The 17176-nt window shown below is 68.1% G+C and carries 15 protein-coding genes; 5 read left to right on the top strand and 10 right to left on the bottom strand.

Going from position 1 to position 17176, the window contains the following annotated elements:
- Positions 1-195: 195 nt before the first annotated feature.
- A complete protein-coding gene (locus tag ACE3QW_RS11580; protein WP_280938457.1) occupies positions 196-1209 on the bottom strand; it encodes an NAD(P)-dependent oxidoreductase in 1014 nt (337 codons plus the stop codon).
- 18 nt (positions 1210-1227) lie between these two features.
- Here ACE3QW_RS11580 and ACE3QW_RS11575 point away from each other — a divergent pair, with 18 nt between their 5' ends.
- Both ACE3QW_RS11575 and ACE3QW_RS11570 read left to right on the top strand, forming a co-directional pair.
- Positions 1228-2325 carry a LacI family DNA-binding transcriptional regulator gene (locus ACE3QW_RS11575; protein WP_374251631.1) on the top strand — a complete coding sequence of 366 codons (1098 nt, stop codon included), beginning with the start codon at positions 1228-1230 and terminating at the stop codon, positions 2323-2325.
- Positions 2322-3128, top strand: coding sequence for a TrmH family RNA methyltransferase (locus tag ACE3QW_RS11570; RefSeq protein ID WP_374251630.1), 807 nt, complete (start codon positions 2322-2324; stop codon positions 3126-3128). The genes ACE3QW_RS11575 and ACE3QW_RS11570 overlap by 4 nt, the downstream gene beginning before the upstream one ends.
- A gap of 15 nt (positions 3129-3143) precedes the next feature.
- Here ACE3QW_RS11570 and ACE3QW_RS11565 read toward each other — a convergent pair whose 3' ends face one another.
- Complete coding sequence (locus ACE3QW_RS11565) at positions 3144-5087, bottom strand: sigma-54-dependent Fis family transcriptional regulator (RefSeq protein WP_374251629.1); 1944 nt, start codon at positions 5085-5087, stop codon at positions 3144-3146.
- Positions 5088-5361: 274 nt separating this feature from the next.
- On the opposite strand from ACE3QW_RS11565, the gene adh reads away from it, so the two are divergent.
- Both adh and ACE3QW_RS11555 read left to right on the top strand, forming a co-directional pair.
- Complete coding sequence (adh, locus tag ACE3QW_RS11560; RefSeq protein WP_374251628.1) at positions 5362-6882, top strand: aldehyde dehydrogenase; 1521 nt, start codon at positions 5362-5364, stop codon at positions 6880-6882.
- A gap of 346 nt (positions 6883-7228) precedes the next feature.
- Complete coding sequence (locus ACE3QW_RS11555; protein WP_374251627.1) at positions 7229-8170, top strand: phospholipase D family protein; 942 nt, start codon at positions 7229-7231, stop codon at positions 8168-8170.
- An 18-nt stretch (positions 8171-8188) separates the two neighbouring features.
- Here ACE3QW_RS11555 and ACE3QW_RS11550 read toward each other — a convergent pair whose 3' ends face one another.
- The 8 genes from ACE3QW_RS11550 to ACE3QW_RS11515 all read right to left on the bottom strand — a co-directional run bounded on the left by ACE3QW_RS11550 (position 8189) and on the right by ACE3QW_RS11515 (position 16584).
- Positions 8189-8701: an NADH-quinone oxidoreductase subunit B family protein gene (locus tag ACE3QW_RS11550; protein ID WP_374251626.1), complete on the bottom strand. Its 513-nt coding sequence runs from the start codon at positions 8699-8701 to the stop codon at positions 8189-8191.
- Between the two features lie 67 nt (positions 8702-8768).
- Positions 8769-10271, bottom strand: coding sequence for an NADH-quinone oxidoreductase subunit C (locus ACE3QW_RS11545; RefSeq protein ID WP_374251625.1), 1503 nt, complete (start codon positions 10269-10271; stop codon positions 8769-8771).
- 9 nt (positions 10272-10280) lie between these two features.
- Entirely contained in the window at positions 10281-11738 is a 1458-nt protein-coding gene (locus ACE3QW_RS11540; protein ID WP_374251624.1) for a hydrogenase 4 subunit F, read from the bottom strand.
- On the bottom strand, positions 11735-12460 hold the full coding sequence (locus ACE3QW_RS11535; RefSeq protein ID WP_156026286.1) for a hydrogenase-4 component E: 726 nt from the start codon (positions 12458-12460) through the stop codon (positions 11735-11737). Before ACE3QW_RS11535 ends, ACE3QW_RS11540 begins: the two co-directional genes overlap by 4 nt.
- Positions 12460-13419: a respiratory chain complex I subunit 1 family protein gene (locus ACE3QW_RS11530; RefSeq protein WP_374251623.1), complete on the bottom strand. Its 960-nt coding sequence runs from the start codon at positions 13417-13419 to the stop codon at positions 12460-12462. Before ACE3QW_RS11530 ends, ACE3QW_RS11535 begins: the two co-directional genes overlap by 1 nt.
- Entirely contained in the window at positions 13419-15440 is a 2022-nt protein-coding gene (gene hyfB, locus ACE3QW_RS11525) for a hydrogenase 4 subunit B (RefSeq protein ID WP_374251622.1), read from the bottom strand. The genes ACE3QW_RS11530 and hyfB overlap by 1 nt, the downstream gene beginning before the upstream one ends.
- A gap of 1 nt (position 15441) precedes the next feature.
- Entirely contained in the window at positions 15442-15711 is a 270-nt protein-coding gene (locus tag ACE3QW_RS11520) for a helix-turn-helix domain-containing protein (protein WP_024276957.1), read from the bottom strand.
- 156 nt (positions 15712-15867) lie between these two features.
- Complete coding sequence (locus tag ACE3QW_RS11515; RefSeq protein WP_374251621.1) at positions 15868-16584, bottom strand: PadR family transcriptional regulator; 717 nt, start codon at positions 16582-16584, stop codon at positions 15868-15870.
- Positions 16585-16736: 152 nt separating this feature from the next.
- On the opposite strand from ACE3QW_RS11515, the gene ACE3QW_RS11510 reads away from it, so the two are divergent.
- The coding region (locus ACE3QW_RS11510) for a site-specific integrase (protein WP_374251620.1) at positions 16737-17176 on the top strand (440 nt) is incomplete at its 3' end.

The raw sequence follows: 17176 nt of genomic DNA, 5'->3' as shown, positions 1-17176 counted from the left end.
TGGCAGCCTCCCGATCCCATTGCCTGCCGGCGCTCCCCCGGCAGGGGGCGCGATATGGCGGCAAATGCTTTCGGGGCCGGAAGGTTCCGCCTTGCCCGTGAGTCATTGCGCCGCACGCCATGCCCGGGGAAGGCTGGCGCGCGGCGGTGTCGGAAGTGTGAATCCGGGGCGGGGCGACGGTAAATTGCGGTAACGCTACTCGGCCGCCGCCTTCAGCTCGAGCACGGTGGGAAGCCCGTTCATCTGCGCCAGCACGTCGGTGATCTGCGGCACGTTCTTGCCGCCATTGCCGAGGCCCTCGGCCGCCGCATAGAGGTTCTTCACCGTGGCGCTGATGAAGGCGGAAGCGCCGGTGTTGGTGGCGAGGTTGGTGACGTAGCGCATGTCCTTGTGGGCGTTGGTGATGGTGAAGCGGTGGGCGTTCACGTTCGCGTCCAGCACATAGCCCATGAAGGTCTGGTAGAAGCCGCAATCCATGCGCGAGCCGCGGATGACGCTGTCGAACACCTCCGCCGTGACGCCCACCTTGCCGGCGATGGCCAGCGCCTCGGCATAGATGGCGCCGTAGCCCAGCGACAGGAAGTTGTTCAGCAGCTTCATGGTGTGGCCCGCGCCCGGTGCGCCCACGCGCACGATGCGGCTGGCGAAGGCCGCCACCACCGGCTCGATCACCGCGAACGCCGCGTCGTCCGCCCCCACCATGGCGGAAAGGGCGCCTTCCTCCGCCTGGATGGGCGTGCCGCCGAGCGGCGCGTCGCACAGGAAGATGCCGTCCTGCGCCAGCTTCGCCGCCAGCGCCATGGTCAGCGTCGGCTCGGAGGTGGAGGTGTCGATGATGTGGAGGCCGGCCTTGGCGGTCTTCAGGATGCCGTTCTCGCCGTTGAGCACTTCGTCCACCTGCGGCGCGCCGGTGACGCAGAGCACGATCACGTCACACTGGGCCGCCATCTCGGCGGGGGTCTTCACCTCGGTGGCGCCGCGGGAGACCAGATCCTCCACCGGCGCGCGGTTGCGGTGGCCCATGACGGCGAGGGGAAAGCCCTTGGCGAGGATGTTCTTCGCCATGCCGTGCCCCATGAGGCCGACCCCGATGAAACCAACCCGCGTACCCGCCATGGCATCCTCCCGATTCGTATCGTCGCAGCTGTCGTTGCTGTTGTCGCTAAATCGTTTAGCATGACCGAAAGGACGGCGCGAGACGCGACAGATCCGCTATAGGGATGGCCCATGGACGAGACGAATCCTCCTCCGCCGGGTGCCGCTCACCCCGGTGCATCTCCCGCCGGTGCGCCCATCGGCAAGGTGACGCTGCAGGGCCTCGCCCGGGAGCTGGGGCTGTCCACGGCCACCATCTCTCTGGCCCTGCGCGACAGCCCCATGGTCGCCGAGGCGACGCGCCTCAAGGTGCAGGAGGCGGCGCGGGCGCGCGGCTATGTGGCCAATCGCGGCGCCGCGGCCCTGCGCACGGCGCGCACCAACATCGTCGCCCTCGGCCTGCATGACATCGTGAACCCCTCCTTCACCGAGCTGCTGGCGGCGGTGGAGGATGCCCTCTCCGAGGCCGGCAAGACCGTGCTGCTGGGGGTGAGCCAGGAGGATGTGGCGCGCCAGACCCGCACCTTGGGCACGCTGGCGGAATACCGGCCCGACGCCTTCCTCGTCTCCCCCGCCGCCCATTCGCGGGTGGAGGATCTGAAGGCGCTCGCCTCCACCGGCATCGCCGTGGTGCAGGTGACGCGCGAGATCGAGGGCTCCGGCTTCGATTTCGCAGGGTCCGACGACGTGACCGGCGTCGCGCTCGGCGTCGCCCACCTCGTGGCGCTGGGGCACCGGCGCATCGGCATGATCGGCGGCTTCGGCGCCATCTCCACCGGCCGCAAGCGCTTCGCGGGATACAAGGCGGGCCTTGCCGCGGCCGGCATTTCCTTCGATCCGACGCTGGTGATGGAGGGGCCGGGCCTGCGCGCGGAAGGCCGCAAGGCCATGGCGCGCCTGCTCGCGCTGGACGAGCCGCCCACCGCCGCCGTGTGCTTCAACGACCTCTCCGCCTTCGGCGCACTGATGGAATTGCAGGCGGCCGGTCTTCTCGCGGGCCGCGATTTCTCCCTTGTCGGCTATGACGACATCGAGGAGGCGCGGGTGTGGTACCCGCCGCTCACCACGGTGCACACCTTCATTCCCGAATACGGCCGCGCCGCCGCAACCTTGGCCCTCAAGCGCATCGCCGATCCCGGTCGTCCCGTGGAGCGGGCGGAGATGACGCCCGAGCTGGTGGTGCGCGCCAGCACCTGCGCCCCCGTGCCGGTGAAGCGCCGGCCCCTATGATCGTTCCGGTATCCGAGGCCGACGATCCCCGCATCGCCGGTTTCCGGGAGGTGCGCGAGCGCGATCTGGTGGGGCGGCAGGGTGGCTTCATGGCCGAGGGCGAGGTGGTGCTGCGCCTGCTCGCCGGCCGGCTGGGCACGCGCGGCGGCCATCGCCTCTCCTCCGTGCTGCTGTCGCAGGCGCAGGCGGAGCGGCTGTCTGACCTCATTGCCGCTCTGCCGGAAGACCTGCCCGTTTACGTGGCGCCGCAGCCGGTGATGGACGCCATCGTCGGCTTTCACATCCATCGCGGCATCCTCGCGCTGGGCACGGCGCGGCCGCTGCCGGACGTGGGCGCGCTGCTGGATGGGCTGGGGCCGCGCGCGCTGGTGGTGGCGGCCCTCGGCCTCACCAATCACGACAATATGGGCGGCATCTTCCGCAATGCGGCGGCCTTCGGCGCCGATGCGGTGATCCTCGATGAGGCCTCGTGCGATCCGCTCTACCGCAAGGCCATCCGCGTCTCCGTGGGGGCGAGCCTCGTGGTGCCGTTCGCGCGGGTGCGGGATGCCGGCGTGCTCATCGAACAGCTTTCCGAGCGGGGGTTCGAGGCGGTGGCGCTGTCCCCGTCCGGGCGGGAAACCCTCTCCCGTCTCGATCGCCCGCCGCGCGTCGCCGCATTGTTCGGCACCGAGGGGCCGGGCCTTCCGGCGGACGTGATGGCGCGGGTGCGCACCGTGGCCATCCCCATGGCGGAGGGCTTCGACAGCCTCAACGTCGCCACCACCTCGGGCATCGTGCTGCATCATCTGGCGGGGGTCTAGGCCCGCCCGCGCCGCTCAATGCCCGCGGGAGGCGAGGTGGCGGTGGAGGGTGGAGCGGTGGATGCCGAGGCGGCGGGCGGCGCGGGAGATGTTGCCGTCGCATTCCTTCAGGGCGGCATCCATGGCGGCGCGGGTGACGCTGCCGAGATCGCCGGACAGGCCGGGCGCCGGATCGGCCGCTTGAGAGGCCGGGAGCGTCGATGCGGCGGGGGGCTGCGCGGGACTGCGCAGATCGGTTGCGCGCAGATCGCTTGCGCGGACGTCGGCGGGCAGCGCTTCCGGCCCCACCGTTTCGCCCGGCTCGGCGAGGGCGAGGAGCACCTTGAGCACGCCGGTGAGCTGGCGGAAATTGCCCGGCCACGTATGGCGCGCCAGCACCTCGCGGCAGTCCGGCGAGAGACGCGCTGCATCCGGGCCGGGGCCGGCCATCTCGCGCCACAGCCGCTCTACCAGCGCTTCCCGGTCCGCGAGGCTGCGCAAAGGCGGCAGCGTGACGGTGTATTGGGCGATGCGGAAATAGAGATCGGCGCGGAAGCTGCCGTGCTCCACCAGCATTTTCAGATCGCGGTGGGAGGCGCAGACGAGGGCGAAATCCACCTTCACCGCCTTGCCGCCGCCCAGCGGAGTCACCTCCCGCTCCTGCAGCACGCGCAACAGGCGGCTCTGGAGGCCGAGGGGCATGTCGCCGATCTCGTCGAGGAACAGCACGCCGCCGTCCGCCTCGCGGAACAGGCCCTTGAAGCCGGCGCGGCGGGCACCGGTGAAGGCGCCGTCCTCGTAGCCGAACAGTTCGGATTCAATCAGCCCTTCCGGCAGGGCCGCGCAGTTCACCGCCGCGAAAGTGCCGGTCGCGCGCGGGCCGCGGGCATGGATCTGGCGGGCGAACACCTCCTTGCCGGAACCGGTCTCGCCCTGGATGAGCACGGGCACGCCCGCATTCATCAGGCGGATGGCACGGCCCAGCGCCTGCTCGGTCTCCGCATCGAAGCTGGGGCCGGCGGGGGGCACGGCGCGAGCCGGCGCGGCGACGGGAGCCCGCACCGGGGCCGGCGACTGCCGCTCCAGCCGCAGCATGACGGCGCCGTTGGGCGTGCGGGCGCGGCGGGCGTCGCCGGGGCGGCCGAGACTGCCCTCGAACAGCTCGGAGAAGCGCCGCGCGCCCAGGGCATCCCAGCCGAGGCCCAGCAGTGCGAGGCCGGGGCGGTTGGCGGCGACGAGGCGGTGGTCCTCGAACACCAGCACGCCCTCGCGCGCGGTGCCGAGGAAGGAGGGATCGGCGTGGAAGCGCACCACGTCCCGGCCGGGGAAGGCGCCCTCGAACAGGCGGTGCTCCACCTGCCCCACCGCCAGCTCCACCAGCGCCAGCGCATGGAGATGCGGCACGGCGGAGGGGCCGGAGAGGTCGAGCAGGCCCACCAGCTCGCCGAACGGATCGTGGATGGGCGCGGCGGCGCAGGTGAGGATGCCGTGCGGCTCGGCATAATGCTCCGCACCGCGCACCTCGATGCCGCGCCGCTCGATCAGCGCCGTGCCGATGGCGTTGGTGCCGCTGTCCGCCTCGCTCCAGCTCACGCCGGGCCGCAGGGCCACCTGCGCCGCGCGGTCGGCGAAATCGGCGCTGCCCACGGTGTCGAGCACGAGGCCGGTGGGATCGGTGAGGATGACGATGCCGCCCGCGGCGCTGGCGCTGAGGTGCAGCGCCTCCAGCTCCGGCCGGCAGCGACGACGCAGCGCCTCATACCGCTCGCGGCGGACGGAGAGTTCGCCCTGCGTCAGCGGCTCGGCCTTCAGCCGGCCGCCCACGGGCAGGCCGCGCTCGGCGCAACGGGTCCAGGAGCGGATGATGGGGAGGGCGAGCGCCTGCTCCGCCCCGGGCGCGCCGGAAAAGAACCGGCGGCGGGCGGTGAGCAGCTCGTCCGGTGGCGGCACCGGCGAGAGGGGCGGAAATGGCGCAGGCATTCGTCCCTCGGCTCGTTTCACTTCCCTAGCGCGACGTTTCCCGCGGCGACTGTCGCATTTTGCGACAGGTGTCGCGACACCTTGTTCTTATGCGCGACAGTCTCGCACGACTATTCGCCGGCCGTAAAGTCGGGGTTCTGCGTAGGTCCTCCTGGCGCGGACAAAATCAAGTTTTCGCAGCATCTTCCCGCGCTGCAAATAAAGGCGTGCAGTGCACCTTCGAGAACTGGCACGGCCGCTGCAAATCCTCCTGCACCACCAATGGGAGGAAACAATGAACAGCCCAGCCTTTCTGTCGAGCACTCACACCTCGCCCTTCAAGGCCCGCTATGGCAACTTCATCGGCAGCGCCTTCGTCGAGCCGGTGAACGGCCGCTATTTCGAGAATACCTCCCCCATCACCGGCAAGGTGATCTGCGAGGTCGCCCGCTCCGACGAACATGACATTGAGCGCGCGCTGGACGCCGCCCATGCCGCCAAGAAGGCCTGGGGCCGCACCTCCGCCGCCGACCGCGCCCTGGTGCTCAACAAGATCGCCGACCGCATGGAGGCCAATCTCGAGCTGATCGCCCGCGCCGAGACCTGGGACAACGGCAAGCCGATCCGCGAGACCATGGCCGCCGACATCCCGCTGGCCATCGACCATTTCCGCTATTTCGCCGCCTGCGTGCGGGCGCAGGAAGGCGCGCTCTCCGAGATCGACCACGACACCGTCGCCTATCATTATCACGAGCCCCTCGGCGTGGTCGGGCAGATCATCCCGTGGAACTTCCCCATCCTGATGGCGGTGTGGAAGCTGGCGCCCGCGCTGGCGGCCGGCAATTGCGTGGTGCTGAAGCCGGCCGAGCAGACCCCCGCCAGCATCCTTCTGGTGGCCGAACTCATCGGCGACCTGCTGCCGCCGGGCGTGCTCAACATCGTCAACGGCTTCGGCCTCGAGGCCGGCAAGCCGCTCGCCGCCTCCACCCGCATCGCCAAGATCGCCTTCACCGGCGAGACCGGCACCGGCCGCCTCATCATGGGCTATGCCAGCCAGAACCTCATTCCGGTGACGCTGGAGCTGGGCGGCAAGTCGCCCAACATCTTCTTCGAGGACGTGGCAGCCCACGACGACGACTTCCTCGACAAGGCGGTGGAAGGCTTCGTCATGTTCGCCCTCAACCAGGGCGAGGTCTGCACCTGCCCCAGCCGCGCGCTGGTTCAGGAGAGCATGTTCGACAGGTTCATGGAGAAGGCGCTCGCCCGCGTCGCTGCCATCAAGCAGGGCTCGCCCCTCGATCCCGCAACCATGCTCGGCGCGCAGGCGTCGTCCGAGCAGATGCACAAGATCCTGTCCTACATCGACATCGGCAAGGCCGAGGGGGCCCAGGTGCTGGCCGGCGGCGAGCGCAACATGCTCGACGGCGATCTTGCGGACGGCTTCTACGTGAAGCCCACCGTCTTCCTCGGCACCAACAACATGCGCATCTTCCAGGAAGAGATCTTCGGCCCGGTGGTCTCCGTCACCACCTTCAAGGACGAGGAAGAGGCGCTGCACATCGCCAACGACACCCTCTTCGGCCTCGGCGCCGGCGTGTGGACCCGCGACGGCTCGCGCGCCTACCGCGTCGGCCGCGAGATCGAGGCGGGCCGCGTGTGGACCAACTGCTACCACGCCTACCCGGCCCACGCGGCCTTCGGCGGCTACAAGCAGTCCGGCATCGGCCGCGAGACCCACAAGATGATGCTCGACCACTACCAGCAGACCAAGAACCTGCTGGTCAGCTATTCGCCCAAGAAGCTCGGCTTCTTCTGATCGGCGAACCGACTGCCCCCTCCCGGGGCTTCACCGGGGGTGGCCGCGGCCCCGCGCGCGTTTGTTTCACCGTCCCATCGGCGCGCGCGGTGGCCTCAAAAAGCGGCCATCCCCGGCTTTTCCTTTGTGTGCGTGAGTAAAGAAAAAATACGGAGGGCCGACAGCCATGCGCTTCGACCGCAGACCCGTTTCCCCCGGGTCTGCGGCGTCGGTGGTTGGAGGGCGTGCGCGCATCGGCGTCGGGTCTTGGAAGAAGACGTAGCGCGACCAGTCTCCAACTTTGCGTTGTGTCGACCCTTCTGCCAATGCAAAGTGTGTCCGATTTCAGTGAACCGGAGGGGGGGCGATGCAGCTTTTGGACGGGCCGGAAGCGGAGCGGGAAATCAAGAAGCTGCTGGATGCCGCTGAGTGGGTAAGAATCGCAGTGCCCTATTGGGGTAAAAATGCAGTGACGAGGCTGGGTCTAGATCGATTGCGTACAGATGACGTGCGGATAGTCTGTAATTTGCTTAGCGGAGGATGCAATCCGGACGAAATCGAAAAGCTTAATAAGATATTTGGAAATAATATTAAAACAAATAACAATATTCACGCAAAAGTGTATCTTACAGACAAAGGCGTTGTATTGGGATCATCGAATGCATCGACGAATGGGCTCGGTTCAGAGGGGTCTAAATCAGAAGTTCTGAATGAAATGAATATAAAGATAGAAAATGTTGATAAAATAAAAAATCTAGAGAAATGGTACAATTCTATTGAATCAAAATCCAGAAATATTACGAAATCAGATTTAGATGAGGCCAAACTGTTATATAGAAAAATAAAGAATATTTTGCCACTAAAGGACGGTTCAATTATTGATCTGGCGGCTAATGACCCGTCCGAATTCGATGGCCGAGATATAGAGGTTTGGGTTTGGGATCGTCCGGAAGCATCTGCTTCTGCTTATAGACATCTCGAAATCGAAAAAAAGAATTGGAAGAATGATGACTTAACATTCTACGAGGAATGCGGAGATTTGAAGCCGGGTTCGATCATCATCGACATCGATATGAAAAGCAATCCAATTTCTGTGTCGTTTTTCCAAATAATTAAAGATTATCCAAAGAGAGAATTCATAAAAAATGGAAATAAAACATATCTTCATCTATGTTTAGAAATAGAAAAAATGGACGGTCACGATTTTGGAGATGTTAGTCGTTGGATAGATGCGGCTAGAGTGGCCAGAAAGAAGAGTAAAAGAGAAGATTGGTCTCTTTCTGAGTTCGCCAGTAAATTCTTAAGGTAGCGGCTGTCCGGGGTCTGCTCATCCCTCCCCCGCCTTCAGCAGCGCCAGCAGCCCCGTCAGCAGGTCCACCGGCGTCGGCGGGCAGCCGGGGATCTTCAGGTCCACCGGCACCACGGCCCCGGCGCCGTCCGTCACCGCATAGCTGCCCGCGAAGACGCCGCCATTGATGGCGCAGTCGCCGGCCGCCACCACCCATTTGGGGCCGGGCGTGGCGTCATAGGTGCGCTTCAGGGCCTCGGCCATGTTCTTGGCCACCGGTCCCGTCACCAGCAGCACGTCCGCATGGCGGGGCGAGGCGACGAAGCGAATGCCGAAGCGGTCGAGATCGTAGAAGGCGTTGCCCAGCGCGTGGATTTCCAATTCGCAGCCGTTGCACGAGCCCGCATCCACCTCACGGATGGAGAGGCTGCGGCCGAGCCGGGCGCGGGCGGCGGCGTCGAGCTCGCGCGCAAGGGCCTCCACCGCCGCGTCGTCGGGGCCTTTTTCGGTGAGGGGGGCCTTGAGGAGGCCCTGAAGCAGGAGCTTCCGCATCGTTTCACTTCTTGCGTTTACGCGTTTTCTTCACGCGAACCGGAATCCACTTCGCTTGAAAACGCTTTTAGAGGTCCACCCCCGAATAGGAGCAGTTGAAGGATTTGTTGCAGAGGGGGAAGTCGGCGACGATGTTGCCCTCGATGGCGGTCTCCAGCAGCGGCCACTGGAACCAGGAGGGATCGCGCAGATGCGCCCGGCGCACGCGCCCGTCGCTCTCCAGCGCCACGAAGGCGAAGACATCGCCGCGGAAGCTCTCCACCAGCGCCACGCCCTCGCCGCCGCCCGCCGGCACGGGCACGTTGATGTCGCCTTTGGGTAGAGTGTCGAGCAGGCGGATGATGAGGCCGAGGCTTTCCTCCACCTCGCGGATGCGCACCCACACGCGGGCGTTCACGTCCCCATCGGAGCGCACCGGCACCTCGAACGGCAGCCGGTCGTAGGGCGGATAGGGCAGAGCGCGGCGCGCATCGAAGCCGCGGCCCGAGGCGCGGCCGACGAACCCGCCGGCGCCGAACTGGCGCACATAGTCCGGCTTGGTGAAGCCGGTGCTCACCGTGCGGTCCTGAAGCGAAGCGGTCTCGTCATAGAGGCGGACGAGGGCGGGGAAGGCGCGGCGCACCTCGGCCACCATGGCCTTCATGCCTGTGACGCTCTCCGCCGGAATGTCCTGCGCGACGCCGCCGGGCACCACGCGGTCCATCATCAGCCGGTGGCCGAAGGCACGGGCCGAGGCGCGCAGCACGCGCTCGCGCAGCACGCCGCAATGGGCGAGCATGAGCGCGAAGGCGGCATCGTTGCAGATGGCGCCGATATCGCCGAGATGATTTGCGAGGCGCTCCAGCTCCGCCATCAGCCCGCGCAACCCATGGGCGCGCTCCGGCACCGCGACGCCGCGCGCGGCTTCGAAGGCGCGGCAGAAGGCGAGCGCATAGGCCACCGTCGCATCGCCCGAATGGCGGCCGGCGATGCGGGCGGCCTCTTCCGGCGCGCGGCCGGCCATCAGGCCTTCCATCCCCTTGTGGACGTAGCCGAGGCGTTCCTCCAGCCGCACCACCGTCTCGCCATAGGCGGAGAAGCGGAAATGGCCGGGCTCGATGATGCCGGCATGGACCGGGCCGACCGGAATCTGGTGCAGTCCCTCGCCCTCCACCGGCAGCACCGGATAGGCCTCGCCCGCGCCCGCATCGGGCGTGGCGGCGCCGAGCGGCGCGCGCACGCCCCAGCGGGCATGGTCGAGCCACGCCCGCAGATCGGGCGCGCCCACGGGCGTCAGGCCGAAGAGGTCGCGGATGGTCCGCTCCAGCCGGGCGGCGGGGGGATGGTGCCGCGCCACGGATGGGAAAGCGCCGGTGGGGCAGGGGAGGCTCGCGAGAGCGAGGCGGCCGGTGGACTCCTCCAGCAGTGCCATGTGGACGGCGCCGCTATCCCCGAACAACGCGGAGAGCGTGAGCCGGCCGGCGGCCAGTTCGGCGCAGAGGCCGGTCCATTCGGTCTCGTTCACGCTCACGCGCGGCCAGGGGCGGCACAGGGTGCCGTTGCGGGCGAAGAGATCGGAGAGGTTGATCATGCCGCCCTCCTAGCCCAGCACCGCGGCCACGTGGCGGAACCACGCGACCAGCTCGGGCGGCAGGTAAAGCCCGGCGGCGAAGACGAGGGCGAGGTGCACGCCCATGGGCACGAAACTCGCCTTCACCGGATCGGTCCCCGGGCTCGGCTCGCCGAAGGCGATGGCGGAGAGCTTCACCATCAGCGCGCCGAAGGCGAGGAGCAGCCCGAGAACGAGGATCAGCGCCAGCCACGGCCGGGCGCCGAAGGCGCTCGTCACCACCAGAAACTCGCTCATGAATACGCCGGCCGGCGGCAGGCCGGCGATGGCGACGACGCCGGCGACGAGGCTCCAGCCCAGCAGCGGGTGCGAGGTGGTGAGGCCGCGGATCTGCGCCAGCTCCTGCGTGCCCTTCACCTGACAGGCATGGCCCACGGCGAAGAAGATGGCGGACTTGGTGAGGCTGTGCATGGTCATGTGCAGCAGCCCGGCGAAATTCGCGAGCGGCCCGCCGAGCCCGAAGGCGAAGGCGATGATGCCCATGTGCTCGATGGAGGAATAGGCGAACAGGCGCTTGATGTCGCGCCGGCGGTACAGCATGAAGCCGGCGAGCAGCAGGGAGCCGAGGCCCATGGCCATCATCAGCGGCCCCGGAGCCAGCGTGCCGGGATGGGCGGCGAGCAGCGACTTGAAGCGCAGCACCGCGAACAGCGCCACATTGAGCAGGAGGCCGGAGAGCACCGCCGAGATGGGGGTGGGGCCTTCGGAATGCGCATCCGGCAGCCAGGCATGGAGCGGGGCGAGGCCCACCTTGGTGCCGTAGCCGAGCAGCAGGAAGACGAAGGCGACATTGAGCAAAGCGGGGTCGAAATCCCGCGCGCGCTTCATCAGCACGCTCCAGATCATTCCGCCCGCGCCTTCGCCCACCACCGGCTGCGCCACCATGTAGACGAGGATGGTGCCGAACAAAGCGAGCGCGATGCCCACCGAGCCGAGCATGAAGTATTTCCACGCCGCCTCGATGGCCGCCTCGGTGCGGTAGAGGCCGACCATGAGCACGGTGGTGAGCGTCGCCACCTCGATGGCCACCCACATGACGCCGAGATTGTTGGAGAGCAGCGCCAGCGTCATGGCGCCGAGCAGCACCTGATACATGGCGTGGTAGAAGCGCAGGTTGAGCGGCGTCAGCCGCCCGGTCTCCAGCTCATGGGCGATGTAGCCGGCGGAAAACCATGCGGTGGTGAAGGCGACGAAGGTGTTCAGCACCACGAAGACGATGTTGAGGTCGTCCACGATGAGGAACGGCCCCGCGATACGCGGCGCGCCGAACAGCAGCAGCGCCAGCGCGAAGGTGAGGCCGCAGGCGGCGACGTTGACCAGAGCGCCCACGCGATAGGACGGCACCAGCGCCAGCAGCACCGCGCTCGCCGCCGGCACGGCCACCAGCAGCGGGGCGGGATCTACGAGGAGGCCGGACAGGAAGCTCATGCGCGCCCTCCCCGGAAGCGGTCGAGGGCGTCCACGTCCACGGTGTCGAACCGCTCGCGGATGCGGAACAGGAAGATGCCGATGACGATGAGGGCGATGAGCACCGAGAAGGCGACGGAAATCTCCACCACCAGCGGCATCCCCTTGGCGCCGGTGGCGGCGAGGATGAGCCCGTTCTCCAGCGACATGAAGCCGATGACCTGACTGACGGCATTGCGCCGCGTCACCATCATCAGGAGGCCCAGCAGCACCACCGAGAGGGCGAAGGCGAGGTCCTCCCGCGCCAGCGCATCGGCCGCGCCGCCCACCGCGGCGGTGGCTTTCAGCATGACCACGAGGGAGAGGGCGACGAGGGCGATGCCGGCGAGCATGGTGGGGCCGATGGAGACCACCGTCTCCACCTGCCGGTGGATGCCGAGGCGAGCCACCATCCGCGCCAGCGCCAGCGGGATCACCACCGCCTTGAAGACGAGGGCGATGGCGGCGGTGACATAAAGGTGCGGCGCATCCTGCGCCAGCGCCTGCCAGCCGACGGAGAGGGAGAGCACCACCGCCTGCAGCGCGAACACTTTCAGCAGCGCATAGAGCCGGTCCTGATAGAGCATCAGGAAGCTGATGAGCACCAGCGCGCCGGCGAACAGATGGGCCACGTCGAACACGAGGCTCGCCGAGAGGGCGGCGTCCAGCGGCGTTCCGTGCGCGATTTCCAGCGTGCGGTCCATCACAGGATCCTCGACACGAAGAGGAGCAGGGTGCCGAGCAGCCCCAGCATGAGCGCGGCGCCGAGGAAGTCGGGCACGCGGAACACCCGCATCTTGGCAATCGACGTCTCGAACACCGCGAGCAGCACCGCGCCCGCCGCGAGCTTCAAGCCATAGCTCGCCATGCCCAGCACCACCGCGCTCGCCCCGGCGCCAGCCGGCGCCAGCCCCCACGGCACGAACACGCAGGCGACGAGGGAGATGAAGAGCAGCAGCTTCAGCTGCGCCGCCAATTCGATGAGCGCGAGGTGGCGGCCGGAATATTCCAGCACCATGGCCTCGTGCACCATGGTCAATTCCAGATGGGTGGCGGGATTGTCCACCGGGATGCGCCCGTTCTCCGCCACCGCGACGATGGCCAATGCAACGAGCGCCAGCGCCAGCGACACGCGCAGGCCGACGCCCGCGACCATCACCGAGGCGATGGTGGAGAGCTGGGTGGAATGGGCGACGAGGGCGAGGGAGAAGACGATCATGATCATCGCCGGCTCGGCCAGCGACGAGATCATCACCTCCCGGCTCGACCCGATGCCGCCGAAGCTGGTGCCCACATCCATCCCCGCCAGCGCGAGGAAGAAGCGGGCCGAGCCGAGCAGGGCGGTGATGGCGATGAGGTCCGCCGACCAGGAGAAGATGAGCCCGGTGCCGAAGGTGGGCACCAGAGCCGCCGCCACCCAGGTTGCCGCGAAGAGGAGGTAGGGCACGGCGCGGAACAGCCAGGAGGCGTTGTGGGCGAGCACCGCCTCCTTGTTCAGAAGCCGCGCGAGGTCGCGATAGGGCTGGAACACGGAGGCGCCGCGCCGCCGGGTGAGGCGCGCCTTCACCTTCCGCACGAGGCCGGTGAGCAGCGGTGCCAGTGCCAGCACCAGCAGCATCTGGGTGCCCTGCACCAGAAGGTTTGCGATCTGGAGGTTCGCCATCAGGTCCATAGCGCCAGCACCAGCAGCAGGAGGACGAGGGCGCCGAACACCAGCGCCAGATACTGGCGGATGGTGAGATATTGCAGGCGGTTGGCCCGCGTCGCGATGCGGTCCACCAGCCCCGCCAGGGGCAGGAACAGGAAGGCCCAGGCGGGATCGCGCGCCGTGATCTCGATGCGCGCCGGGGCGAGCGAGCCGGGCGGCGGCATCTCCACCCGTTCGCGGGCGGCGAACAGGGTGCGGGCGAACACCCGGCGGATGGGCTGGGCGAAGGAGCCGGCGGAATATTGCGTCACCGGATCGGCATTGGGAAAGCCGCAGTCCCATGGCGGTGCCCGCCGCACCGCGCCGGTGGCGAGGCGGTGGATGATGAAGGCGGTGAGCAGCGCCGAGGAAGCGATGAAGAGGAAGACGAGGAGGCCGTTATAGGACGAGCGGCTTTCCGCCACCGGCACGATGGAGAGCCACGCCACCTCGCTCTGCGCCGGCATCTTCACGCCGATGAGCGCCGTCACTGCCGGCTGGAGCGCGTCGATGACGAGGCCGGGGAACAGGCCGGCGGCGACGCAGATGGCGGCGAGCGCGATCATCGCCGCGCGGGAGAAGGCGTCCACCTCATGAGCCTTCGCCGCCTGTTCGCTGCGCGGCCGGCCGAGGAAGACGATGCCGTAGAGCCGCACGAAGCAGGCCGCCGCCAGCGCCGCGGCCAGCGCCAGCAGCGCGCCGGCCGCCGGGACGGAGAGTTTCAGGCCCCAGGCCGGCAGCTCGGGGCTGAGCAGGATGGCTTGAAACACCAGCCATTCGGAGGCGAAGCCGTTCAGCGGCGGCAAAGCCGAAATGGCCGCCGCGCCGATCAGCATGACCACCGATGTCACGGGCATGCGGTGGATGAGCCCGCCGAGGCGGTCCATCACCCGCGACCCGGTGGCGGTGAGCACCGCGCCGGCGCCGAAGAAGAGCAGGCTCTTCATGGCCGCGTGGTTGAACACGTGGAACAGCGCCGCGGTGAAGGCCAGCGCCGCCGCCCCGCCGAAGCCCGAAGCCTTGAAGGCGAGGGCGAGGCCGAGGCCGACGAAGATGAGGCCGATATTCTCGATGGTGGAGAAGGCGAGCACGCGCTTGGTGTCGCTCTGCAGCAGCGCCTGCAGCACGCCGACGACGCCGGCAATGGCGCCCGCGACGATCACCGGAATGCCCCACCACCAGTCCGGCGGGCCGGCGAGATCGAACACGATGCGGATGAAGCCGTAGACGGCCACCTTGGTCATCACCCCGCTCATGAGCGCGGAGACGTGGCTCGGCGCGGCGGGGTGGGCCAGCGGCAGCCAGACGTGCAGCGGCACGAGGCCGGCCTTGGAGCCGGCGCCGAGCAGCGCGAGCACCAGCACGACAGCCCCGGCCCAGCCGGTGGGCGGCGCGGCGCGCATGGCTTCGAAGGTGAAGCCGCCGCCGCCCGCTGCCAGCAGGCCGAAGGCCAGCATCAGCGCCAGCGTGCCGAACGAGGCCATGAGGATATAGACGAGGCCCGCCTGCACATTGCCGGCCTCCTTGTCGTGGGAGATCACCAGCGCCCAGGAGGCGAGCGACATGAATTCCCACGCCAGCAGGAAGGTGTAGGCGTCCGCCGCCAGCGGCACGAGGTTCATGCCGGCGAGGAAGGCGGGGAAGAAGGGCAGCACCCGCTCGGGCGCATGGTCATGTCGGCCGTAGCCGAGGCCGTAGAGGCTCGCCGCCGCTCCGCCGAGGTTCACCACGACGAGAAAGACGGCGGAGAGCGCATCAAGCCGGAGATTGGCGCCGATCCACGGAATGCCCAGCGGCAGCACCAGCCCGCCCGTGGGCGCCGGGATGGCGGTGAGGGCCGAGACGGCGGCAAGGAGCGTCACCGCCAGCGCGCCGCCATAGACCACGGGGCGTCCGAGAGGTCCGCGCGCGAGCACGGCACCGGCCACCGCCAGCACGAGCAGCGCGGCCACCGCGGAAAGGGCGGCGAGAAGCTGGATTGTGGGAGCGAGAGCCATCTCAGTCCCCAGATGGCCGGGGGGCCGGCGTCTTGAGCCGCACGCCGCGTCCGCCGCTGTCGCTCACCACGCCTTCGCCGATGAGATCGACGCCGGCGGCGTCCAGCGCCCCCACCAGCTTCATCAGCGAATCCACATTGCCGCGGATCACGCCGTCGCTGGCTTCCATGCGCTGGATGGTGGGGAGCGAGAGGCCGCACAGGCCGGCAAGGGCGCGCTGGTCGAGGCCGAGGATGGCGCGGGCGGCACGGAGCTGGGCAGCTGTGATCATGATCGCTGACGGCAGGCGTTTAGCGTGATTTGTGCTGCTTACACCCGGTCTATTAAGCGATCAAGCATTATTAGTGATGTTTAAAACATCACTTCGTCGCGAGAGCGGGCGCAACGGTCGACGCCCGCCCTTTGCCGCCCGCCCTTGCCGCGCGGCTCACGCCTCGCGGATGTCGTTGGCCACACGGGCGAGGATCTCGACGATCCGCGTCTCGGCGCCCCGGTTCTGCTCCAGCTTCTCGCGGGAGACGTCGCGCAGGTTCTCCAGCGCGGCTTCCACCAGGCGGGGCAGCTCGGCGCCGTGGCTCGGGCCGCTCTCGCTCCAGCCCATCCACTTCTTCACGCGACCCATCTTGAGCCCGATCTCGGACAGCCGGCCGATGATGGCGTCGGCGAAGTCACGGTTCTCGGCGAGGTAGGCCTTGCCCTCCTCGGTGATGGCGTAGCGCTTCTTCGAGCCGTCCGCCTCGGCGGTCACATAGCCCGCCTCTTCCAGGAAGGTGAGGGTGGGATAGACCACGCCCGGGCTCGGCGAATACCAGCCGGCGGTCTTCTCCTCGATCAGCTTGATGATCTCGTAGCCGTGGCGCGGCTGCTCGGCGATGAGCGACAGGGCCAGAAGCTTGAGGTCGCCCTGGGCCAGCATGCGGCCGATGCGGAACATGTCGCCGCCCCCGCGCCCACCGCGTCCGCCAGGTCCCCCAGGTCCGCCGCCGCCGCGATGGCCGCCGAACTCGCCAGGACCATGGCCGTGGCCGCCGCGCCCCGCGAACTCATGCTCGCCGAACGCGCGTCCACCAAAGTCGCCGCCCATTTCGCCGCCAAAGCCGCGGCCACGGCGGGCGTCCCGCCAGTCTCGTTTGCATCCGAACATTCGGAAGTCTCCTTAGATATGTCGTTAGATATAGCGACGATGGTTATATCGTTCGATATATCTGGATGACAAGAGGCCCCTCCGAAAAATCCGTTCAGCCTTTCTGAAGGCCCGCGCTTGCAGGATCGACCCGATCGCCGGAGTCTCCCGCCATGGCCATGTCAGATCAGGATCGCGCCGCCCGCGCCGCCCACGGCCTCGCCAGTGCCGCCGCGCCGGATGTGGCGGCGGCCGTCGAGGGCTGGCTGGCGCGCCTTGCCCACGAACGGCGGCTCTCGGCCAAGACGCTGGAGGCCTACGCGCGCGATCTTTCGGTGGTGCTCGTCCGGCTCACCGACCATCTCGGCAAGCGCCCGACGCTTCCCGACCTCGCCGCGCTGACCCCGGCGGACGTGCGGGCCGTGCTCGCCTCCCGCCGGGCCGAGGGCGTGGCCCCGCGCACTTTGGTGCGCCTGCTCGCCGCCGCACGCTCCTTCGGCCGGCATCTGGAGCGGGAAGGGCAGGGCAAGGTGGGCGCGCTCACGGCGGTGCGCGCGCCCAAGGTGCCGAAGGGCCTGCCCAAGCCCGTCTCCGTCGCGGCCGCCCGCGCGCT

The organism is Xanthobacter sp., assembly GCF_041911315.1.
Lineage (GTDB): Bacteria > Pseudomonadota > Alphaproteobacteria > Rhizobiales > Xanthobacteraceae > Xanthobacter > Xanthobacter aminoxidans.
This window is presented reverse-complemented; position numbering and strand designations above follow the sequence as displayed.